The 19,893-nt window shown below is 66.6% G+C and carries 21 protein-coding genes and 1 pseudogene; 10 read left to right on the forward strand and 12 right to left on the reverse strand.

Annotated features, from left to right (window positions below):
• Positions 1 to 10: 10 nt before the first annotated feature.
• Positions 11 to 454: an NfeD family protein gene (locus tag AE618_RS20645; protein WP_054210962.1), complete on the forward strand. Its 444-nt coding sequence runs from the start codon at positions 11 to 13 to the stop codon at positions 452 to 454.
• Between the two features lie 137 nt (positions 455 to 591).
• On the forward strand, positions 592 to 1,848 hold the full coding sequence (gene serA, locus AE618_RS20650) for a phosphoglycerate dehydrogenase (protein WP_054210963.1): 1,257 nt from the start codon (positions 592 to 594) through the stop codon (positions 1,846 to 1,848).
• 28 nt (positions 1,849 to 1,876) lie between these two features.
• Here serA and AE618_RS20655 read toward each other — a convergent pair whose 3' ends face one another.
• The 3 genes from AE618_RS20655 to AE618_RS20665 all read right to left on the reverse strand — a co-directional run bounded on the left by AE618_RS20655 (position 1,877) and on the right by AE618_RS20665 (position 4,289).
• On the reverse strand, positions 1,877 to 2,077 hold the full coding sequence (locus tag AE618_RS20655; RefSeq protein ID WP_156330393.1) for a hypothetical protein: 201 nt from the start codon (positions 2,075 to 2,077) through the stop codon (positions 1,877 to 1,879).
• A 101-nt stretch (positions 2,078 to 2,178) separates the two neighbouring features.
• On the reverse strand, positions 2,179 to 3,522 hold the full coding sequence (locus tag AE618_RS20660) for a sensor histidine kinase (protein WP_054210965.1): 1,344 nt from the start codon (positions 3,520 to 3,522) through the stop codon (positions 2,179 to 2,181).
• Complete coding sequence (locus AE618_RS20665) at positions 3,519 to 4,289, reverse strand: response regulator (protein ID WP_054210966.1); 771 nt, start codon at positions 4,287 to 4,289, stop codon at positions 3,519 to 3,521. The genes AE618_RS20660 and AE618_RS20665 overlap by 4 nt, the downstream gene beginning before the upstream one ends.
• A 437-nt stretch (positions 4,290 to 4,726) precedes the next feature.
• Here AE618_RS20665 and AE618_RS20670 point away from each other — a divergent pair, with 437 nt between their 5' ends.
• The 3 genes from AE618_RS20670 (at position 4,727) to AE618_RS20680 (ending at position 7,500) form a co-directional block, all read left to right on the forward strand.
• On the forward strand, positions 4,727 to 5,506 hold the full coding sequence (locus AE618_RS20670) for an SGNH/GDSL hydrolase family protein (protein ID WP_054210967.1): 780 nt from the start codon (positions 4,727 to 4,729) through the stop codon (positions 5,504 to 5,506).
• Positions 5,507 to 5,602: 96 nt separating this feature from the next.
• Positions 5,603 to 6,607 carry an LLM class flavin-dependent oxidoreductase gene (locus tag AE618_RS20675; RefSeq protein ID WP_054210968.1) on the forward strand — a complete coding sequence of 335 codons (1,005 nt, stop codon included), beginning with the start codon at positions 5,603 to 5,605 and terminating at the stop codon, positions 6,605 to 6,607.
• A 71-nt stretch (positions 6,608 to 6,678) separates the two neighbouring features.
• A complete protein-coding gene (locus AE618_RS20680) occupies positions 6,679 to 7,500 on the forward strand; it encodes a transglutaminase-like domain-containing protein (RefSeq protein ID WP_054210969.1) in 822 nt (273 codons plus the stop codon).
• Here AE618_RS20680 and AE618_RS20685 read toward each other — a convergent pair whose 3' ends face one another.
• From AE618_RS20685 to AE618_RS20700, 4 genes are all read right to left on the reverse strand, one after another.
• The gene (locus AE618_RS20685) at positions 7,501 to 8,343 is read right to left on the reverse strand and encodes a metal ABC transporter permease (RefSeq protein ID WP_054210970.1); all 843 of its coding nucleotides are present in this window, start codon (positions 8,341 to 8,343) and stop codon (positions 7,501 to 7,503) included.
• A gap of 205 nt (positions 8,344 to 8,548) precedes the next feature.
• The gene (locus tag AE618_RS20690; protein WP_054210971.1) at positions 8,549 to 9,406 is read right to left on the reverse strand and encodes a metal ABC transporter permease; all 858 of its coding nucleotides are present in this window, start codon (positions 9,404 to 9,406) and stop codon (positions 8,549 to 8,551) included.
• A complete protein-coding gene (locus AE618_RS20695) occupies positions 9,403 to 10,353 on the reverse strand; it encodes a manganese/iron ABC transporter ATP-binding protein (RefSeq protein ID WP_082365434.1) in 951 nt (316 codons plus the stop codon). Before AE618_RS20695 ends, AE618_RS20690 begins: the two co-directional genes overlap by 4 nt.
• Complete coding sequence (locus AE618_RS20700) at positions 10,350 to 11,261, reverse strand: metal ABC transporter substrate-binding protein (protein WP_082365435.1); 912 nt, start codon at positions 11,259 to 11,261, stop codon at positions 10,350 to 10,352. The genes AE618_RS20695 and AE618_RS20700 overlap by 4 nt, the downstream gene beginning before the upstream one ends.
• Before the next feature lie 129 nt (positions 11,262 to 11,390).
• Between AE618_RS20700 and AE618_RS20705 the strand changes: the two genes are divergently transcribed.
• Positions 11,391 to 11,840, forward strand: coding sequence for a Fur family transcriptional regulator (locus tag AE618_RS20705; protein WP_054210973.1), 450 nt, complete (start codon positions 11,391 to 11,393; stop codon positions 11,838 to 11,840).
• Positions 11,841 to 11,946: 106 nt separating this feature from the next.
• Here AE618_RS20705 and AE618_RS20710 read toward each other — a convergent pair.
• From AE618_RS20710 to AE618_RS20730, 5 genes and pseudogenes are all read right to left on the reverse strand, one after another.
• A pseudogene (locus AE618_RS20710) lies at positions 11,947 to 12,908 on the reverse strand (glutathione S-transferase family protein).
• Between the two features lie 18 nt (positions 12,909 to 12,926).
• Entirely contained in the window at positions 12,927 to 13,202 is a 276-nt protein-coding gene (locus AE618_RS20715) for a GNAT family N-acetyltransferase (protein ID WP_197280844.1), read from the reverse strand.
• A gap of 95 nt (positions 13,203 to 13,297) precedes the next feature.
• The gene (locus AE618_RS20720; protein WP_054210975.1) at positions 13,298 to 14,887 is read right to left on the reverse strand and encodes a glucan biosynthesis protein; all 1,590 of its coding nucleotides are present in this window, start codon (positions 14,885 to 14,887) and stop codon (positions 13,298 to 13,300) included.
• Between the two features lie 129 nt (positions 14,888 to 15,016).
• A complete protein-coding gene (vapC, locus tag AE618_RS20725) occupies positions 15,017 to 15,406 on the reverse strand; it encodes a type II toxin-antitoxin system VapC family toxin (protein ID WP_054210976.1) in 390 nt (129 codons plus the stop codon).
• Positions 15,403 to 15,615, reverse strand: a complete 213-nt coding sequence (locus AE618_RS20730) for a type II toxin-antitoxin system VapB family antitoxin (RefSeq protein WP_054211027.1) — start codon at positions 15,613 to 15,615, stop codon at positions 15,403 to 15,405. Before AE618_RS20730 ends, vapC begins: the two co-directional genes overlap by 4 nt.
• Positions 15,616 to 16,182: 567 nt before the next feature.
• On the opposite strand from AE618_RS20730, the gene AE618_RS20735 reads away from it, so the two are divergent.
• The 4 genes from AE618_RS20735 (at position 16,183) to AE618_RS20750 (ending at position 19,889) form a co-directional block, all read left to right on the forward strand.
• Complete coding sequence (locus tag AE618_RS20735; RefSeq protein WP_054210977.1) at positions 16,183 to 17,328, forward strand: type III PLP-dependent enzyme; 1,146 nt, start codon at positions 16,183 to 16,185, stop codon at positions 17,326 to 17,328.
• A 118-nt stretch (positions 17,329 to 17,446) separates the two neighbouring features.
• Positions 17,447 to 17,983 carry a GNAT family N-acetyltransferase gene (locus AE618_RS20740; protein ID WP_054210978.1) on the forward strand — a complete coding sequence of 179 codons (537 nt, stop codon included), beginning with the start codon at positions 17,447 to 17,449 and terminating at the stop codon, positions 17,981 to 17,983.
• Positions 17,984 to 18,093: 110 nt separating this feature from the next.
• Positions 18,094 to 19,029: a carbohydrate ABC transporter permease gene (locus AE618_RS20745; RefSeq protein ID WP_082365436.1), complete on the forward strand. Its 936-nt coding sequence runs from the start codon at positions 18,094 to 18,096 to the stop codon at positions 19,027 to 19,029.
• A complete protein-coding gene (locus AE618_RS20750) occupies positions 19,026 to 19,889 on the forward strand; it encodes a carbohydrate ABC transporter permease (protein ID WP_054210979.1) in 864 nt (287 codons plus the stop codon). Before AE618_RS20745 ends, AE618_RS20750 begins: the two co-directional genes overlap by 4 nt.
• Positions 19,890 to 19,893: the final 4 nt, after the last annotated feature.

Raw genomic sequence — 19,893 nt, forward strand, 5'->3', positions numbered from 1 at the left:
GGGTCGAACGATGCCGTTCCTCGACACGCTGGGCGCCTGGAGCTGGGTCATCCTCGGCCTGATCCTGATCGGCGGCGAGCTGCTGGCGCCAGGCGTCTTCCTGATCTGGCTGGGGCTCGCCGCACTCCTGACCGGCGCGGTCGTCGGGCTTTCCGATATCGGCTGGCAGACGGCGGCGCTTGTCTTCGCGGGCTTCAGCCTGGTCTGCGTCCTGCTCGGACACCTGCTGACCCGCCGCAAAGGCGAGCAACCGGATGTCACCACGGGCCTCAACGACCGTGGCCGGCAGTTGATCGGCAAGGTCTACAAGCTCGACGCGACCATGACCGGCGGCGAGGGCCGCATCCGCGTCGGCGATTCCTCATGGCGCATCACGGGGCCGGAGCTACTGGCCGGCAGCGAGGTCCGCGTCGTGCGTGTCGATGGCGCGACGCTGATCGTCGAGAAAGTCTGAGACCGCGCCGCCTGCGCGCGGCGCCCGATTTTATCTCGCGCCCATCGGCGAAGAATCGGTTTATCCGGCGCGGCCCGAGGTCTATAGCGGGCGCTCCTCGCCCCAAGACCGTCCCTCGCCAAAGCCCGATCGTCATCATGACACTGCCCAGCGAACGCCTGTCCCTGTCGAAGGACCGCATCAAGGTCCTGCTGCTGGAGGGCATCAACGATTCCGCCGCCGACCTGCTCCTGAACGCCGGCTACACCAACATGACGCGCCTGCCCAAGGCACTCGACCGCGACGCGCTGCTGAAGGCCGTCGAGGGCGTGCATGTGCTCGGCATCCGCTCGCGCACGCAGCTCACCAACGAGGTCTTCGCCCGGGCCGACCGCCTCTTCGCGGTCGGCTGCTTCTCGGTCGGCACCAACCAGGTCGATCTGCAGGCGGCGCGCAGCCGCGGCGTGCCGGTCTTCAACGCGCCCTTCTCGAACACCCGCAGCGTCGCCGAGCTGACGATCGGCGAGATCGTGATGCTGCTGCGCAAGATCACCGACCGCTCGGTCTCCGCCCATGGCGGCGGCTGGGACAAATCGGCCGAGGGCTCCTTCGAGGTTCGCGGCAAGGTGCTGGGCATCGTCGGCTACGGCAACATCGGCAGCCAGCTCTCGACGCTGGCCGAGGCGATGGGCATGCGGGTGATCTATTACGATCAGACCGACCGCCTGCGTCACGGCAACACCGAGCCGGTCGACAGCCTGAACGAGCTCTTGGGCTCCGCCGACATCGTCTCCCTGCATGTGCCGGAGACGCCGCAGACGCATGGCATGATCGGTGCCGAGCAGATCGCCGCGATGAACCCCGGCAGCTACCTGATCAACAATTCGCGCGGCACGGTGGTCGATCTCGATGCGCTGGCCTCGGCCCTGAAGAGCGGCCATCTCGCGGGCGCTGCGGTCGACGTCTTCCCGGTCGAGCCGGCGTCGAACAACGACCGCTTCGTTTCGCCGCTTCAGGGGTTGTCGAACGTGATCCTGACGCCGCATGTCGGCGGCTCCACGGAAGAGGCGCAGGAGCGCATCGGCGCCGAGGTCGCGCGCAAGCTGATCGACTATTCCGATGTCGGGTCGACCGTGGGCGCCGTCAACTTCCCACAGGTCCAGCTCACGCCACGCCCAAGCGGCACGCGCTTCATCCACGTCCAGCGCAACGTGCCGGGCATGCTCAGGCGCCTCAACGACGTGTTCGCCAGCCGCAACGTCAACATCGCCGCGCAAAACTACCAGACCGATGGCGAAGTCGGCTACGTCGTCATGGAAGCCGACAGCATCGGCGCCGATGCCCGCGACATCCTGCGTGAAATCCGCGCTCTGGACGGGACGATCAGGGCGCGGCTGCTCTATCAGCGCGCCTGACGCGGGCCGAGCGCCTGATAAGCGGCGCTCAATGGCTCTGTTTGGTGGCTCCCGGCTTGGTCGGCGCCTGCGCTGCGACCGGATCGCTGGCTGGAAAGGTGTCTTCGAGCGCCTTGGTGAGTTCGGCGTCCGCGCCGTGCTCTTCGACGGCCTTGCGCTGCTCGTGCTGTTCCTTGCGAAGGCTTTCCTTGGCAGGGTTGGTGCTCGTCGGATTCGCGTGCGTCGTCATGGAAGCCCCTTTGTCGCCGGCGCCCGCATCCCTGCAGGCCTGCATCAGGGGCAACGTGCCAGGCTGCGCCGCGTTCCATTGCTCTCCGAGAGGCCGCTCCCCTACCAGCGCCGTGGCCACGTCACCGTCGCGCACAGCCCACCCCCCGGACGCTCAGCCAGGGTGAGTTCGCCGCGATGCGCCTCGGCGATGGCGCGCACGATCGAAAGACCGAGCCCGAAGCCGCTGCCCTGCTTCAGGGTCCGCGCCAGATCGCTGCGATAGAACGGCTCGAACACCTTCGCGCGTTCGTCAGGAGCGATGCCTGGCCCGTCATCCTCGACATGAACGGCGATGAGCGCGGGATCGGCATCGTCGAGCCTGACCACGACCTTGCCGCCGAACTTGATGGCGTTGTCGACGAGATTGGTGACCGCGCGCGTCATCTGGTCGGAATCGCATAGCGCCGAAGCCCGCATCGGCCCCTCGAAGACGACGATATGGCCGAGATCGGCGAAATTGTCGCAGATCGTCTGGAGCAGCGCCGGCATATCCGTCGCCGCCATGCTGCCCGAGGCACGCCCGTCGCGCAGATAGGACAGGGCTCCGCCGACCATCCGCTCCATCAGCGCGAGATCGGCCAGGATGGCCTGGCGCTGCGTGCCGTCGCCGATCTCCTCTGCCCTCAAACGCAACCGCGTGATCGGCGTGCGCAGGTCATGGCTGACGGCCGCCAGCATCCGGGTGCGGTCTTCGACGAGCCGCCGGATCCGTGCCGCCATGCCGCCGAAGGCCACGGCCAGCCGCTTGACCTCGATCGGCCCCTGTTCTGGCGCCCCGATATCGTCGCGATCGGGGTCGAAGCGGTCGACGGCCTCGGCGAGGCGCGAGAGCGGCGAGGCCACGGCGCGCGCCGCCCAGAGCGAGAGCAGCCCGACCAGCGTCGCCAACGAGGCCAGCATCACGATCAGATAGACGATGAAGGCCGTGCCGCGCGGCGGCGGCGTCATCGGCGCCGGCGCCATCGCGAGGCCGGAGCCATCGGCGAAGCGCAAGGCCACCGGCGGCGGCCCGCGCTGCCCCTCCCGTGCGTCAAGCACGAGCGCCTCCGCGATCCCCGCGAACTCGAGCTTCAGGTCGTCCAGCATCTGCTGGTCCGGCCGGGGCAGGCTGCGGTCCGTCGATCGGGCGTCCTGCGGCAGGCGCGACAGGCGTGGATTGGCGGCGATCGCGGTCTCGATGATGATCTGCCTCGCCTCGGGCGTCGGCGCCGCCTGGGCCTGCCGCGCCAGCGCGACCAGCTCCGTCACATAGGGCAGGTTTGGCAGGCGTTTGAGCTCGGGCGGAAGCAGCACGATCAGCGCCATGACCGTGACCAGATTCGCCAGAACCAGAGAGCCGATCACGATGACGGTGATCTGCGCCGCGGCCCGGGCCGGCAGAAGGCGCAGCAGCAGCCGTTTCATTCGCGCGCGCTTTCCGGTCGGGACTTGCTGTCCGGCAGAGTCTCGCCTTCCGGCGATGACTGGATTTCGGGCGAGAACATGTAGCCACCCGAGCGAATGGTCTGGATCAGCTCGGGCTCGCGCGGATTGGCTTCCATCTTCTGGCGCAGGCGGCTGACCAGCACATCGATCGAGCGCTCGAACGGCGCCGCCGCGCGCCCTTGCGTCAAATCGAGAAGCTGGTCGCGCGAGAGCACCCTGCGCGGCCGCTCGCAGAAGGCGAGCAGCAGGTCGAGTTCCGCCCCGGTCAGCATGACGCGCTCGCCCTGCGGGTTGAACAGTCGGCGCACCGCCTTGTCGAGCCGCCAGCCGGAAAAGGCGAGGACGGTGCTCTCGCCGGCCTCGGGTTCCGGTGCGCTGCCGGCTCGACGCAGCACGGCGCGGATCCGGGCGAGCAGCTCGCGCGGATTGAACGGCTTCACCAGATAATCGTCGGCGCCCATTTCGAGGCCGAGGATGCGGTCGATCTCCTCCCCCTTGGCGGTGAGCATGATGATCGGCATCGCGCCGTCATTGCGCAGTCGGCGGCACAGGCTCAACCCATCCTCGCCCGGCAGCATCAGGTCGAGCACGATCAGGTCGAAGCGGCCGTCGCGAAGCGCGACGTCCATCTCGCGTCCGTTCGGGACGGCCCTGACGCGGAAATCATTGTTGCGCAGGAAGCGCGACACCAAGGTCGCGATCTCGCGGTCGTCCTCGACGATGAGGATATGGGGGGTTCGTGTCATCGGCCGGCTCTAGCCGCGGCTCGCGGCAAGGTCGTGGCCGGATTTGTTTCCGATCATGTCTGCCTCCGGAGCTGGAAAAACAACGATACCAGAAGCCTGCCGCCAGACGTCATCGAGAAAACTTACCGCCACAGAACCGGGCCGGCCGCGGCGCTCCATGCCGTCATGTTCGCACCAAGCTCCACTGCCTTCCACACCATCCCGGCGCGTCGTCTGGCGCTCAGGCGTGCCGTCGCTGGCATCGCCCTCCTCGGAGCCGCCGCACTGTGGCTCTGGGCCCTGCCCGCTTTGGTGACGCGCGATGGCTTCCTCCTCCGCAGCGCCGCTTGCGCGCAGGCCAGCTATCGCGATCCGGTCACGGGACGTCACCAGCCCGCAGCGCCGGCCCGAATGGCTTTGCAGGAGCCGTGCCGGCCGGTCGTTTCGGGAGCACGGCCATGACCGTCCTGCCGCTCGGCCGCCTCCCCCGGCCTCCAGCCCCGAGAGCAGCTTCGCATCGCCTCATCATTGCGATCGTCCTGATCCTGCCCCTCGCCCTGATCTTCGGTTCGCTGGCAGGCTTCGCGATCGGCCGCATCGCCGCGCCGCCCACCTCCTACCGCGACCAGCGGCTCGCCGAGATCACGGCCGAGCTCGGCCGCATCGACGGAGACTATTTGCTCGCCTCGGGCGATTCCCATGTCGCTCGCTGGCACGCCCGCGAGTTCTGCGGCCTGCCGGTGGTCAATGCCGGCGTGGACGGAGCAACCGCTGGCGATACCGACGCCCTGCTCGCGCAGATCGCGCTGCCGCGCCCGCCCCGCGCGATCATCCTGGCCGGCGGCACCAACGCCGCCATCCGCAGGCGCTGCCGCGGCCCGCCGCAGGCCGTGATCCGATTTGGCGAGGCCTTCCGGCCGCTGCTCAGGCGGCTGTCCCATACGGCCGATCTTGTCGTGGTCACCGGCGTGCCTGCCATCGACGTCAGCCAGGTCGACGGGTTTTCGGCGGAGGCAGCGACCGCGATTGGCGCATCGGCCGAGACCACCTGCCGCGCGAGCACCTCCTGCCGTGTCGCCAAGAGCTTCGATGCCGACGATCCGCTGACGGACGGGCTGCATCTCGCCGATTACGGGCATGCCTATGAGCGTATCGCGCCAGCGCTCTGCCCAGCGCTCGCCAACAGGAGACCGCCCTCACCGGCGGCAAGCCAGAACGCCGACGCAAGGAGGCCATGACGGATCGGCGCTGCCTCTGGATCGGCAGCGCCCGGCTCCCCATCTGAGAGCCGACGCCGCCGCTCCCCGGTGCGCAAGCATCAGCAGAGGCCTCCCATGGTCGCCATTTCCGTCCTCGACCTCGTTCCCGTCCGCGAAGGCCAGGAGGCGGGCGACGCGCTCCGGGCCTCGATGGATCTCGCCCGCCATGCCGAGGCGCTCGGTTACACCCGCTATTGGGTGGCCGAACACCACAACATGACCGGCATCGCCAGCGCCGCCACCGCCGTCGTGATCGGCCAGCTCGCCGCCGCGACCAAGACGATCCGCGTCGGTGCCGGCGGCATCATGCTGCCCAACCACGCGCCGCTGATCATCGCCGAGCAGTTCGGCACGCTGGAGGCGCTGTTTCCAGGCCGCATCGACCTCGGCCTCGGCCGCGCGCCGGGCACCGACCAGATGACCATGCGGGCGATGCGGCGCAGCCCGATGGCCTCCGACCAGTTTCCGCAGGACGTTCTGGAGGTGCAGGCCTTCTTTGCGCCCGCCGGCCCCAACCAGGCGATCCAGGCCGTGCCGGGCGCAGGGCTGAACGTGCCGCTCTGGATTCTCGGCTCCAGCCTGTTCGGCGCGCAGCTCGCGGCCGAACTCGGCCTGCCCTATGCCTTCGCCTCGCATTTCGCGCCCGATGCTCTGATGCAGGCCCTTGCCGTCTATCGCGAGCGCTTCAAGCCCTCAGAGCAGCTCCAGACCTCCTATGCCATGCCCGGCATCAACGTCATCGCCGCCGAGACCGATGCCGAGGCGCGCTATCTCGCTACCTCGCTGCAGCAGCGCTTCGTCGGCATGGTCCGCGGCGTGCGCGGCAAGCTGCAACCGCCGATCGACGACATCGAGACCTATTGGTCGCCGGCCGAAAAGGCCCATGTTTCCGGAATGCTGCGCTACGCCTTCATCGGCTCGCCCGAGACGCTGAAGCGCAGCCTCGGCGCCTTCATCGCAGCGACACAGGCCGATGAGATCATGGCGACAGCGCCGATCTTCGACCATGCGGCGCGAAAACGATCCTTTGAAATCCTCGCCAGCATCGCGCCGGAGATCGGGGTGGCGAAAGCCGCCTGAGACCGGCGGAACTTCCGCCCTCTCGTGGCGTTGGCCGGGTTTCCATTGTTGCAATGCACCCGGGGACGACCATGAAACTCAACGTGTCGGCGACGCTGACCTATGGCTTCGACAGCGACACGCAGGTGATCGCGGCGATCGAGGCTGCGCGTTCGCCCGATCAGACGATCATCTCCGAGAGCTTGGTGATCTCGCCCGACGCGGTCCTGGTCCGCGATCAAGATCCGATGACGGGCGAGCGCCGCTTTCGCACTGCCCTCTCCGGCCAGGTCCAGATCAGCTACCAGGCGCTGGTCGACAATGGCAAGCGCATCCCCCTCGTGCCCTATGCTCGCCAGCACGACTGGTCGGAGCTGCCGCAGGACGTGCTGCCCTATCTGCTGCCGAGCCGGTTTTCGCCCTCCGACGAGTTCATGCGCTTCGCCCAGCGTGAGTTCTGCGCGATCGAGGCCGGCGGCGCCCGCATCCTCGCCGTGCTCGACTGGCTGCACGAGCATCTCGACTATGTCCACGGCGTCAGCCACGCCCAGACCACCGCCGAGCAGACCTTCATCGACCGCGCCGGCGTCTGCCGCGACTTCAGCCATCTCGGCATCGCGCTGACCCGCGCCTTGAACATCCCCGCACGCGCCGTGAGCGCCTATGCGCTCGACCTCGACCCGCCGGATTTCCATGCGATCTTCGAGGTCTATCTCAACGGTGGCTGGTGGCTCGTCGATCCGACGCAGCTCGCGCCGGTCGAGGGCATCGTCCGCATCGCCAGCGGCCGCGACGCCGCCGACATCGCCTTCCTGACCAGCCAGTTCAACTGCCAGTGCCTGAACCAGTCGATTACCGTCTCTCGGGCCCAGGATGACGTCGGCAGCGATGATGCCGGGCAGCAGGCCGCCTGATCAGGCGAGCGCTGCGCGCCTGGCCTGGCGGCGCAGGTTGAGTCCGAGCGCGATCAGGAAGAACACCGCCTGAACCACGACGATGCAGGGGCCGGTCGCCCCGTCCAGGTGAAAGCTCAGGATCGTTCCGATCACGCTCGACACGGTCGCTGCCGTGATGGCGACCGCAAGCATGGCATCGAAGCGACGCGTGGTCAGGAAGCCGATGGCGCCGGGTGCGATCAGCATGGCGACGACGAGGATAATGCCGACGGCCTTCAACGCCGCGACGATGGTCAAGGCCAACAGCATCAGCAGACCAAAGTTCAGCAAACGAACCGGAAGGCCGATCGCCCGGGCGTGAGCCGGATCGAAGGCGAGCAGCAGGAAGTCGCGGCGCTTGGCCAGCATCACCGCGATCGTCGGCACGGCGATCGCCGCCGTCTCGGCGATGTCGGCCCATCGCACGCCGAGCATGTTGCCGAACAGGACGTGCAGCAGGTGCTGGTCGCTGTCGACCTTGACGAACATCACGAGGCCGAGCGCGAACATGCCGGAGAAGACGATGCCCATCACGGTGTCCTCCTTCACCCGGCTGTTCTCCTTGAGATAGCCGATGGACACAGCGCATCCGAGGCCGGCGACGAACGCGCCCGCCGCCAGCGGCAGGCCGGCGACCTGCGCCAGCACGATTCCCGGCAGCACAGCATGCGAGACCGCATCGCCCATCAGCGACCAGCCCTTGAGAATGAGGAAGCAGGACAGGACGGCGCAGACGACGCCGACCAGCACCGCGACGACAAGGCCGCGCTGCATGAATTCATGTGAAAGCGGCGCGATCAGCCAGGCTTCGATCAGGCTCATGGCGTAAGCCCTCTCCGAACGGGGCGAAGGCGGCGCGAACATGCCCCCTCCCCCCGCTTGCGGTGGGGAGGGTTGGGGTGGGGGGCAGTGCCGCTCGGCGAAACGGCAAAGGGTGGCTCTCCGGCTTTGCGGCCCCCCATCCCTAACCCTTCCCCACCGCAAGCGGGGGGAAGGGGATTGGGCCGAGGCTCATTCGCGCACCTCATCACGGCATCTCCGACACGGCTCTGGCCGCCCGTGCGGCCGCCAGCCGGCCATGCTTGGGCGCGAAGACGAAGGCGAGCAGAAACAGGATGGTCTGGAACACCACGATCAGCCCGCCGGTCGAACCATCGAGGAAATAGCTCGCATAGGCGCCGGCTGCGCTGGTGACGACGCCGAGTGTGATCGCGATGCAGATCAGCCGGCCGAAACGGTCGCTGAGCAGATAGGCCGTCGCCCCGGGCGTGATCACCATCGCGATCACCAGCACGGCCCCGACCGTCTGCAGCGCCGCGACGGTGCAGGCGCTGAGCAGCACGAAGAACAGGATCTTCAGCCGCATCGGCGACAGCCCCACCGCGCGCGCCTGATTCTCGTCGAAGAAGACCAGCATCAGGTCGCGCCAGCGCGCCAGCAGCACCACGAGCGACACCGCCGCGATGATCGCGACCTGGACGACATCCTCGTCGGAAATGCCGAGAATGTTGCCGAGCACGATCGACTGCACGTTGACCGAGGTCGGATTGATCGAGACGATCAAAAGCCCCGCCGCAAAGAAGGTGGTGAAGACGATGCCGATGACGGCATCCTCGCGCAGTTGGGTGCGCACCCGGACCAGCGCCATCGCCAGCGCCGCCAGCAACCCCGAGAAGAAGGCACCGGCCGCATAGGGCACCTTCAACAGATAGGCGAGCGCAACGCCGGGCACGATCGCATGGGCCAGCGCGTCGCCCATCAGCGACCAGCCCTTCAGCATCAGGAAGCAGGACAGGAAGGCGCAGACCCCGCCGACCAGGGCAGAGACCCAGATCGCCTTGACCATGTATTGATAGCCGAAGGGCTCGAGCAGCAGGTCGATCATGGCGCCGCATCCTTGACGGGTTCCGCCTTGCCGGCATCCGCCGTCTCGCCATTCGTCGTGCCGGGAGCCTGCGTCTCACTGTCCTGCCTGCCGTAAAGCACGAGCGGGCGTTCATCGTCGGTGATGACGGTGACGTGGCGTTCGTCGGCATCTTCATGCAGATCGGCGCCGCCGAGCCGGAAATGCCGGAGCGCGCCCCCAAAAGCGCGCTGGAGGTTGTCATGGATGAAGGTGGTCTGCGTCGGCCCCGCCGCCAGCACGGTCTTGTTGATGATCACGACCTGGTCGCAGAAGTCCGGAATCGAGCCCAGATTATGCGTCGAGACCAGCATCAGCCGGCCCTCCGCCCGCAATTCCCGCATCAGCGCGACGATGGCGTCCTCGGTCTTGACGTCGACGCCCGTGAAGGGCTCGTCGAGCAGGATGACCTGCCCGCCCTGCGCCAGGGCGCGGGCCAGGAAGACGCGCTTGCGCTGCCCGCCCGACAATTCGCCGATCTGGCGCTCGCGGAATTCGAGCATGTTGACGCGGGCCAGCGCCTGCTCGACCGCCTCGCGATCGGCGCGGCCTGCGATGCGCAGAAAGCCCATATGCCCGTAGCGGCCCATCATCACCACGTCCTCGACCAGGACGGGAAAGCTCCAGTCGACCTCCTCGGCCTGCGGCACATAGGCGACGAGGCCGCGCTTCAGCGCCTGGCGCACCGGCAGCCCGGCGATCGAGACCGAGCCGCGCGCCGGCTTGAGGAAGCCCATCAGCGTCTTGAACAGCGTCGATTTGCCGGACCCGTTGATGCCGACGAGCGCGCAGATCGTCCCGGCGCCAAGCGAGAAGGAGGCATCGTTCACCGCCGTGACGCCATTGCCGTAACGGACCGTGACCCGCTCGACGACAATAGAAGGCTTCACATCGTCAGAGCCGGACAGGCCGGTCGCGGAAACGCTCACTGGCCGAAACCCCTGGCGATCGTATCGACCGTGACCTCGAGCAGCTTGAGATAGGTCGGCACCGGCCCGTCCGCGCCCGAGAGCGAATCGACATAGAGCACGCCGCCATAGGTCGCGCCGGTCTCCTTGGCGACCTGCCTGGCCGCCTTGTCGGAGATCGTGCTTTCGCTGAACAGGGCCGGGATCTTGTTCTTGCGCACGAGATCGATCAGCCGGCGCACCTGCTGCGGCGTGCCCTGCTGGTCAGCATTGATCGGCCAGAGATAGGCTTCGCGCCAGCCATAGTCGCGGGTCAGATAGCTGAAGGCGCCTTCGCTGGAGACGAGCCAGCGCTTGTCGGCCGGCACTTTGTCCAGTCGCGCGCGCAGCGGCGCATCGACGGCCTTGATCCTGTCGGAATAGGCCTTGGCATTGGCGGCATAGATCGCGGCCTGTGCGGGATCGGCGTCGGACATCGCCTTGCGGATGTTCTCGACATAGATCAGCGCGCTCTGCGTCGACATCCAGGCATGCGGGTTCGGCTTGCCCTCATAGGGCCCCTCCTTGATGCCCATCGGGACGATGCCCTCGGTCACCACCGCGCTCTTCACGTTCTTGACGTTCTCGAAGAAGCGCTCGAACCAGCGTTCCAGGTTCATCCCGTTCCAGAGCACGAGATCGGCCGACTGCGCCTTCACCACGTCCAGCGGCGTCGGCTGGTAGTCATGGATCTCGGCGCCGGGCTTGGTGATCGATTCGACGATCGCGGCATCGCCGGCGACGTTCTGGGCGATGTCCTGGATCACCGTGAAGGTGGTGACGACGCGCAGCTTCTTCGCCTGCGCCAGCGCAACGTCGGGCGCCATCGCCGATGCGCCGGCCAACAGCGCGGCGGCACTCAAGCCCATGAAAGATCGACGCGAACGCATGCGGTCTCCTGTCGGATGTGCATTCATACCTCACGCTATTGCAACGCACTTGCATCTGTCAATGCAGTTGCGAGTTATTTGCAATAAGGAGTTTTTGCAAATGCGTCGCAGAATTGCTATGCCGGCGACATGACGGAAATTGCGCAGCGCGTGGCCGGCTTCGAGGGCCAGCTCAGGGATGCCGGGCTGCGGATGACGCAGCAGCGCCGGCTGATCCTGCGCGTGCTGGCAGAGGCCGACGACCATCCCGACGCCAAGGGCATCTTCACACGCGCCTTCGCGCATGATCCGACGCTCTCGCTCTCAACGGTCTATCGCACCATGAAGCTCCTGGAGACGCAGGGCGCGATCGAGCGTCACGCCTTCGAGGACGGGGTCTCTCGCTACGAGCACGCCGACCAGGAACATCACGACCACCTGATCGACATCGACAGCGGCGAGGTGATCGAGTTCTCCTCGGACGCAATCGAGGAACTGCAGCGCCGCATCGCCGCCGAACTCGGCTACGAACTCGTCCGCCACCGGCTGGAGCTCTACGGCCGTAAGAAGCGCCCGGGCGTTCGGGGCAAGAAGAGTTAGAACGCGTCATGGTCGGGCTTGACCCGACCATCTCGGAAACCAGCGCCTTCTGGTCCGGAGATTCTCGGGTCTGCGCTGCGCTCCGCCCGAGAATGACGCGCTGGCCTCAGCCGCCGAGCAGTTTGGACAGATCAGGCCCCACCGGCACGATACCCGTGGGATTGATGGTCCGGTGGCTCTCGTAATAGTGCCGCTTGATGTGGCCGAGATCGACGGTGCCGGAGACGCCATCGACCTGGAACAGCGCCCGCAAATAGGCGCTCAGCCGCGGATAGTCGGCGATCCGCCGAATGTTGCACTTGAAATGGCCGACATAGACGGCGTCGAAGCGGATCAGCGTCGTGAACAGCCGCCAGTCCGCCTCGGTGATGTCGTCGCCGGTGAGGAAGCGCCGCGCAGCCAGCCGCTCCTCCAGCCAATCCAGCGTGTCGAACAGAGGCGCCACGGCCTCCTCATAGGCAGCTTGCGTCGTCGCGAAGCCGGCCTTGTAGACGCCGTTGTTGACGGTGGCGTAGATGCGCTCGTTCAGCGCGTCGATCTCCGTCCGCAGCGCCGGCGGATAAAAGTCGCCCGGCTTCGCGCCGATGCCATCAAAAGCCGAATTGAACATCCGGATGATCTCGGACGACTCGTTGTTGACGATCGTCGCGGTCGCCTTGTCCCATAGGACCGGGACGGTGACGCGGCCGGTATAATGCGGATCGGCCCGCGTATAGACCTCGTGCAAATACTGCGCGCCCCCGATCGGATCGGGCACGACGCCCTCGCCTTGCGCGAAGGTCCAGCCCTTGTCGAGCATCAGCCAATTCACGACGGAGACGTCGATCATCGCCTCCAGCCCCTTCAGCGCCCGGAAGATCAGGGCGCGATGGGCCCAGGGGCAGGCCAGCGAGACGTAGAGATGATAGCGCCCGGCCTCGGCCTTGAAGCCACCCTCGCCCTCGGCCCGGGCGCGCCGTCGGCGGTCACCCAGTTGCGGAAGGCGCTGTCCTGACGCTGGAACCGCCCGCCGCTCTTGGCGGTGTCGTACCACTGATCCTGCCAGCGCCCGTCGACCAGAAGGCCCATGATGCGTCCTTTCCGGCCTCAGCCGTCGATGATGTCGTCGTAATCCGGATGCTTGACGATCCAGCCGCGCAGGAACTCGCAGCGTAGGATCGCTTTACGCCCGCTCGTCCGGATCAGCTCGAAGGCGCCCTTGGCGAGCCGCGATCCGACGCCCTGCCCCGATAGAGCCTGGGGCACCTCGGTATGGATCAGGACGATCCGTTCGCCCTCGATCCGATAGGCGATGAGCGCCGTGCCGCCTTCCAGCGCGAGCTCGAAACGGCTCTCCGCCGCATTGTCGATGACCTGATCCATCCAATTCCCCGCTGGCATGGGAGTAGAACAATGCGGCCGCTGCATCGGTTCCGGAGCCTTGGCAGGGGGCACGCGCCGGCCTTACGACGCGACGCTCAGATTTCGGCGCGCCACGGATAGCTCCAGGTCTCGGTCAACGTCTTGTCGCCGCTCTTGAGGAAAGCGCGGATCTCGGCAAGCTGCCCGGGCTCGACGACGATGTCGATGAAGGCGCGGAACCCTTGCGTCTTCGGATTGGGCACGATGAAGGCGCGGTCGATCCGGCCATAAGCGATCGAAGGCACGATCTCGACCTTCTCGGGCTGGCGCAGGTGATAGTCGAGATCGCCGCCGGCGAAATCGACGATGAAGCGTCGGGCCCCGGCATTGACCGGCTCGCCCGAGCCCAGCGCCTTCGGCTTGGCCTGATAGGTGTTGATGATGCGCCCGCCGGGATGCAGGTCGCTCGAATCCATCATCGCCGTCAGCTTGTAGCCGAAGGAGAATTCCCGGCCGGGCTCCAGCGGCGTCTTCGGCGCCCAGAGCGCGACGATGTTGTCGTTGGTCTCGTCGGTCGTGGGAATCTCGATCAGTTCGACGGCGCCCTCGCCCCAGTCGCCCTGCGGCTCGATCCAGTAGGATGGCCGCAGCTCATAAGTCAGGTCGAGATCCTGATAGTGCTCGAAGACGCGGTCGCGCTGCATCAGCCCGAAGCCGCGGACATTGCGCTCGACGAAGGAGGACACCGCCTGCTGCCTGGGGTTGCGCAGCGGCCGCCAGATCCACTCGCCGGTCCCGGAATGGATCATCAGCCCATCGGAATCATGCAACTCGGTGCGGAAATCGTCATGGAAGCGGCGGTCGTTCTCGCCGGTGAAGAACATCGAGGTCAGCGGCGCGAGGCCTAGCTTCTCGATCGGCTTGCGCGGAAACAGGGTCGCCCCGACATCGACCACGGACTCGACGTCCGGATAGATATGGAAGCGGTAGGCTCCCGTCACCGAGGCCGAGTCGAGCAGGGCATAGACCGTGATGCGTTCGGCGCTTTGTGCCGGAGCCTCGACCCAGAACTCCCGGAACATCGGAAATTCCTCGCCGCCCGGCACGCCAGCTCCGATCGCGAGGCCCCGCGCCGACAGGCCGTAGCGCTGCTCGCGGCCGAGCACCCGGAAATAGCTCGCTCCGATGAAGGAGATCAGCTCGTCATAGATGCGCGGATCGTTGAGCGGATAATGCAGCCGGAAGCCCGCGAAGCCGAGATTGACCGGCAGCGGCTTGTCAAACTTGACGCGGCCCTGGTCGAACAGCGCCGCGGAATACGGCACCGGCGTCGGCACGCCGTCCCGCACGACATTGACGACGACGGGGCGCGTGAACAGGAAGCCTGGATGGAACATCTGCATCCGGAACGGCGAGCCGTTCTGGGAAAGCAGCGCCCGCTCCGGCCGGAAGCGGATGTCGCGCCAGGAATCGAAATCGAGCCGCGACAAAGGCTCGGGCAAGCTCGGGCCGGCCTCATAGGGAACCGCCGCGATCTCGCGGGCGCGCCTCACCACCTCCTCGAAGCCGAAGCGCGGCTGCGGCGGCTCGGCGGAGGGCTCGGCCGGCGGCGTAGGCTGCTGCGCCAGCAGGACGGACGGAGCCGTCGAGAGCATCAGCGCGGCTGAAAGCCCCGCCAGGACACGGCGGCGGTCTGTGAAGATCATGGTGGGTCCGTCGTCTCGTCGCAACCGTCTTCGAGGGCGGTCGTCAAAGGCCTGCTTCCAGTGACTTAGGCGAGGAATTGGGGCCGGTCTAGGGCGGCAACGCGCGAGCGGCAGGGCGTTGGACGACGTTCACGCCATCAGCAGGCCAAGATGCTCGGCGAACGCGCTGAAATCCCGATCGGCGTGCAACAGTGCGTGACCGTGCTCGATGCAGAACGTCGCGATGATCAGATCCGTCGTTTTGCGCACGGTCACGCCCTGGCCTCTCAGCCTGCGGCAGTTTCGGGCCCCGGCGCGAGCGATCGCCGGATTGAGCATGCTAGCAAGCGAAAAATGGCGCAGCCTCGTCTCTATGGCGAAGGCATGCCGCTCATCCCGCGCTCCCTGCAGCAGTTCGAGAAGAATGAGATCACCGAGCAGCAGATCAGGCGTTTCGATCAGCGCATCGAGCTTGGCGACAGACAAGGTCGCTTCGCCCCTGAAATGGGAGATCCAGACCGAACTGTCCGCAACGATCACGGCAGAGGCTCGACATCGCGGCCCATGCGCATTGCGTCGAGATCCCCCTCCCAGCCGATGCCCTTCAATTCGTCGAAAGCCTTCCGGCGACGATGATTATCGACGAGCCGGCGCAAGGCCTCCTCGACGACGGCCTTTTTGGTGGGAAGTTCCGTCGCTTCCATCGCATCCTTGAGGAGCACGTCGTCGATGTCGATATTGGTGCGCATCTCCGCCTCCAATGTGTATGAATAGATCAGATTATACACATAACCGGTCCCGATCGCATTTCGACCTGTGATCCAAAAAACACTTGTATCCCCGGACCACCATCCGTATATGCCGCTTACCCAATTCGCACGTGCCTGTGGCCGCGTGTCAGTCGGTGGGCATCCGGACAAGAGGCCGGACAGCCGCCAGGAGTTGGAGGACGGATGGAGGGGGATGGATATCCCCTCAAATCACGCCTCCCGGTTCCTCCCAAGGGAACTGTTCTCCGAACAGCGACTGGCAGCCGGAGGCGAAACCGGCGAACCCCGAATCTCCACGGGGGACGCAGCTTAAAGCAACGACGGAACGGGCTTTTTTTGGTCTCGCTGGTCCTCCAAAGACCAGCACCGAAGAGGCTTGTCCTTCATTGCCGGGCGTGCGGGGTTTTCCCCAAGCGACGGTTATCAGAGTCCGGACTTATTCGTTCGGTGACTCGCGGCGTTTCCAACGCGCCGTGAATCGCTCGATCGACTCAAGCCGGCTTCATGTCGCATCGGCGCCGCCAGCGCCGGAGGGAGACGCGTCTCATGACCGAGCGCATCCGTGAGTTCCTTCGTACCCGTCGCGATGACGGTCCCTGCGTCGTCATCGATCTCGATGTCGTCGGCGAGAACTACCATGCCTTCTCGCGGGCTCTTCCCGACACGCGCGTCTTCTACGCCGTGAAGGCCAATCCTGCGCCGGAAGTGCTGGGCCTGCTCGCCAAGCTTGGTTCCTGCTTCGATTGCGCCTCGGTCGTCGAGATCGAGCTCGCCCTCGCGGCCGGCGCCACGGCTGATCGCATCTCCTTCGGCAACACCATCAAGAAGGAGCGCGACGTCGTCCGCGCCCTCGAGCTTGGCGTGCGCCTCTTCGCCGTCGATTGCACGGCGGAAGTCGAGAAGGTCGCCCGTTCGGCCGACGCCACCGGCGCGAAGGAAGTACGGATCTTCTGCCGCATCCTCTGCGACGGCGCCGGCGCCGACTGGCCGCTCTCGCGCAAGTTCGGCTGCGAGCCCGATATGGCCGCCGACGTGCTCGAGCACGGCCATCGCCTTGGCCTCTCGGCCCATGGCATCTCGTTCCATGTCGGCTCGCAGCAGGCGAATGTGAACGCCTGGGATTCCGCTTTGGCCTCGGCCTCGGCGGTGTTCAAGGAATGCGCCACCCGTGGGCTCTCGCTGTCGATGGTCAACCTCGGCGGCGGCTTCCCGGCGCGCTACCTGAAGCCGATCCCGGGCGTGCCGTCCTATGGCGATGCGATCTTCCAGGCGCTGTCGAAGCATTTCGGCAACCGCCTGCCGGAGACCATCATCGAGCCGGGTCGCGGCATGGTCGGCAATGCCGGCCTGATCGAGACCGAGGTCGTGCTGATCTCGAAGAAGGCCAAGGACGATCAGGTCGCCTGGGTCTATCTCGACATCGGCAAGTTCAACGGTCTCGCCGAGACCATGGACGAGGCGATCCGCTACCCGATCCGCAGCGCCCGCGACGGCGATGCGACGGTGCCCTGCATCCTGGCCGGCCCGACCTGCGATTCGGTCGACGTCATGTACGAGAAGACCCCGTACATGCTGCCGTTCAGCCTCGAGATCGGCGACAAGCTGCTGATCGAGGGCACGGGCGCCTATACGACGACCTATTCGGCCGTCGCCTTCAACGGCTTCCCGCCGCTGAAGCAGTACGTCATCTGACGTTTCGGGCGCGGCCTACGCCGCGCCCATCCACCCACATCCCTGTTGCTTGTGGCCGCGCTTGCGCGCGGCGCCGGGAAGGTCTGCGGCTCGCAGGCGCTCCGGCCGGAGGTGCGTCATGATCACGATTCGCGACGAAATCGCTGCCGATGTCCCAGCCCGCGAGGCGCTTCTCGACCGTTGCCTGGGCGAGCGCCGCACCGCCAAGTCGAGCGAGCGGCTCCGCGAAGGTCGTTTGCCGGCTGAGGGCCTGGCTTTGACGGCTGAGCGTGACGGCGTCGTCGTGGCGACGGTTCGGCTCTGGCACGTCGATGCCGGTGGCCGTTCCGCACTGCTGCTCGGCCCGCTCGCCGTCTCGCCCGACCTCCAGGGCGAGGGCATCGGCCGCGCGATGATGCGCGAGGCGATCTGGCGTGCCGCCTGCCGCGGTCATGGCGCGGTGCTGCTCGTCGGCGACGCCGCCTATTACGAGCGCTTCGGCTTCTCGGGTGATCTGACCCGCGATCTCGCCATGCCCGGCCCGGTCGAGCGCGAACGCTTCCTCGGCCTCGAACTGCGCGATGGCGCGCTCTCAGGGGTGGCTGGCGTGCTCGTCGCGACGGGCCGTCCCGACCACGCCGCCCCCCTGGCGGAACCGGCGCGCCGCGCCGCCTGAGGATAACCGTGACGGTCTCGGCGTTTCGCCGGGACCGTCACGCATCCGTCATCGATCCGTAACCGCTCCGTCGTCCCGCCCCGCCATGACCCCCGCCAAGGATGGGGTGAATGGCACAAGCGGTTTTGACGGTGGGCAAGGCGAAGACATGGAGCGTGCCGGACTGGCGCCCGCGCCGGACCACCGTGCTGGCCTTCGCCCTGCTCGCACCCTCGCTGCTGTTCCTGGCCCTATTCACCTATTGGCCGGTCGTCCAGGTTCTCTGGCAGTCGCTGCACGGGCAGGTCCGCGTCGGTGGCCCGCAGGCCTATGTCGGCGCGCAGAACTTCCTCAAGCTCTTCGCCGATCCCGCCTTCCGCAAGGCGCTGGCGAACAACCTCGTCTACGCACTCGGCACGGTGATCCCGAGCCTCGTGCTGGCGCTGGGCTTCGCCATGGCGCTGGCGAGGTCGAGCCGGGTCAATGCGCTGTTCCGGGCGCTGTTCTTCTTGCCGGTGCTGATCCCGCTGGTCGCGGCCGCCTCGATCTTCCTGTTCCTGTTCCTGCCCAATATCGGGCTGATCGACTACCACCTCGCCAAGCTCGCCATCTCCGGCCCGAACTGGCTCGGCGACCCCGATGTCGCGCTCTGGTCGATCATGGCGCTGACGGTCTGGAAGAACGCCGGCTACTACATGCTGTTCTTCCTCGCCGGCCTGCAGGCCGTGCCGGCCGACGCCTATGAGGCGGCGATCCTCGATGGTGCAGGCCCCTGGCAGCGCCTGCGCTATGTGACCCTGCCCTATCTCAAGCCGACCATCGGCTTCGTGCTGGTCATCGGCCTGCTCAACGTCGTCACCCAGGTCGACCATGTCTTCGTGCTGACCAAGGGCGGCCCGTCGGATTCGACCAACCTGCTGCTGTTTTATGTCTACCAGCAGGCGGTCGAGAATTACGACGCCGGCCGCGCGGCCGCCGGCACGCTGGTGATGCTGGCCCTGCTGCTGGTCGTCACCGCCTCATCGCTGCGCACGCTCGAACGCTCCTTCGGGGAGAAGGACGCATGAGCGCCGCCAGCATAAGCCAGGCCAGCACCGGCGTCTCGACCGGAGAGATTTCGCCGAAGCTCGGCTATGCCGCGACGCTGCTCGTCGCCGCACTCTGGATGGTGCCCTTCCTGTGGATGCTGGTCGCCGCCTTCAATCCCGAGAACACCGGCGCCGGCATGGCCTCGCTGGTGCCCTCCTACATCCCGACGCTGGCCAACTTCCGCGAGGCCTGGGCGTCGGCCGATTTCCCGCGCTACGGCCTGAACACGACGATCATCAGCCTCGGCATCCTCGCCGTGCAGATCGTCACCATCACGCTCGCCGGCTACGCCTTCGCCCGGCTAGAGTTCCCCGGCCGGACGCTGTGCTTCTACCTCTTCCTGCTCCAGCTCATGCTGGCGCCGGTCGTGCTGATCGTCCCCAATCTGACGACGATCGCCAAGCTCGGCCTCTATGACAGCCTGCTCGGCGTCATGGCGCCCTATTTCGCCTCCGCCTTCGGCACCTTCCTGATGCGCCAGGCCTTCATGGCGATCCCGCGCGAACTGGAAGACGCCGCCCTCATCGACGGCGCCAGCGTCTTCCAGCGTATCGGCTTCATCTATCTGCCGCTGGCCAAACCCTCGCTCGTCGCCTTCTCGATCGTCTCCGTCACCGCTCATTGGAACGAGTTCCTCTGGCCGCTGATGGTGATCAACTCGCCCGATCTGCGCCCACTCACCGTCGGCCTCGCCTCGTTCACGCGTGGCGCCGAGGGCGCGCAGGCCTGGGGCGTCATCGCGGCGGGCACGCTTCTCGTCAGTGCTCCGCTCTTGATCGCGTTCGCGCTGTTCCAGCGCGCCTTCGTCAACTCCTTCGTCTCCTCCGGCATCAAGTAAGGGA

Origin of the sequence: Allobosea vaviloviae (assembly GCF_001298265.1) — a bacterium.
Lineage (GTDB): Bacteria > Pseudomonadota > Alphaproteobacteria > Rhizobiales > Beijerinckiaceae > Allobosea > Allobosea vaviloviae_B.

Bases quoted from the DNA above. Each gene is read 5' to 3' on its own strand.
- AE618_RS20660 (WP_054210965.1), bottom strand. From the start codon at position 3,522: ATGAAACGGCTGCTGCTGCGCCTTCTGCCGGCCCGGGCCGCGGCGCAG.
- AE618_RS20645 (WP_054210962.1), top strand. From the start codon at position 11: ATGCCGTTCCTCGACACGCTGGGCGCCTGGAGCTGGGTCATCCTCGGC.
- serA (WP_054210963.1), top strand. From the start codon at position 592: ATGACACTGCCCAGCGAACGCCTGTCCCTGTCGAAGGACCGCATCAAG.
- AE618_RS20700 (WP_082365435.1), bottom strand. From the start codon at position 11,261: ATGCGTTCGCGTCGATCTTTCATGGGCTTGAGTGCCGCCGCGCTGTTG.
- AE618_RS20705 (WP_054210973.1), top strand. From the start codon at position 11,391: ATGACGGAAATTGCGCAGCGCGTGGCCGGCTTCGAGGGCCAGCTCAGG.
- AE618_RS20685 (WP_054210970.1), bottom strand. From the start codon at position 8,343: ATGAGCCTGATCGAAGCCTGGCTGATCGCGCCGCTTTCACATGAATTC.
- AE618_RS20665 (WP_054210966.1), bottom strand. From the start codon at position 4,289: ATGACACGAACCCCCCATATCCTCATCGTCGAGGACGACCGCGAGATC.
- AE618_RS20715 (WP_197280844.1), bottom strand. From the start codon at position 13,202: ATGGATCAGGTCATCGACAATGCGGCGGAGAGCCGTTTCGAGCTCGCG.
- AE618_RS20680 (WP_054210969.1), top strand. From the start codon at position 6,679: ATGAAACTCAACGTGTCGGCGACGCTGACCTATGGCTTCGACAGCGAC.
- AE618_RS20675 (WP_054210968.1), top strand. From the start codon at position 5,603: ATGGTCGCCATTTCCGTCCTCGACCTCGTTCCCGTCCGCGAAGGCCAG.
- AE618_RS20750 (WP_054210979.1), top strand. From the start codon at position 19,026: ATGAGCGCCGCCAGCATAAGCCAGGCCAGCACCGGCGTCTCGACCGGA.
- AE618_RS20670 (WP_054210967.1), top strand. From the start codon at position 4,727: ATGACCGTCCTGCCGCTCGGCCGCCTCCCCCGGCCTCCAGCCCCGAGA.
- AE618_RS20720 (WP_054210975.1), bottom strand. From the start codon at position 14,887: ATGATCTTCACAGACCGCCGCCGTGTCCTGGCGGGGCTTTCAGCCGCG.
- AE618_RS20745 (WP_082365436.1), top strand. From the start codon at position 18,094: ATGGCACAAGCGGTTTTGACGGTGGGCAAGGCGAAGACATGGAGCGTG.
- AE618_RS20690 (WP_054210971.1), bottom strand. From the start codon at position 9,406: ATGATCGACCTGCTGCTCGAGCCCTTCGGCTATCAATACATGGTCAAG.
- AE618_RS20740 (WP_054210978.1), top strand. From the start codon at position 17,447: ATGATCACGATTCGCGACGAAATCGCTGCCGATGTCCCAGCCCGCGAG.
- AE618_RS20655 (WP_156330393.1), bottom strand. From the start codon at position 2,077: ATGACGACGCACGCGAATCCGACGAGCACCAACCCTGCCAAGGAAAGC.
- AE618_RS20735 (WP_054210977.1), top strand. From the start codon at position 16,183: ATGACCGAGCGCATCCGTGAGTTCCTTCGTACCCGTCGCGATGACGGT.
- AE618_RS20730 (WP_054211027.1), bottom strand. From the start codon at position 15,615: ATGCGCACCAATATCGACATCGACGACGTGCTCCTCAAGGATGCGATG.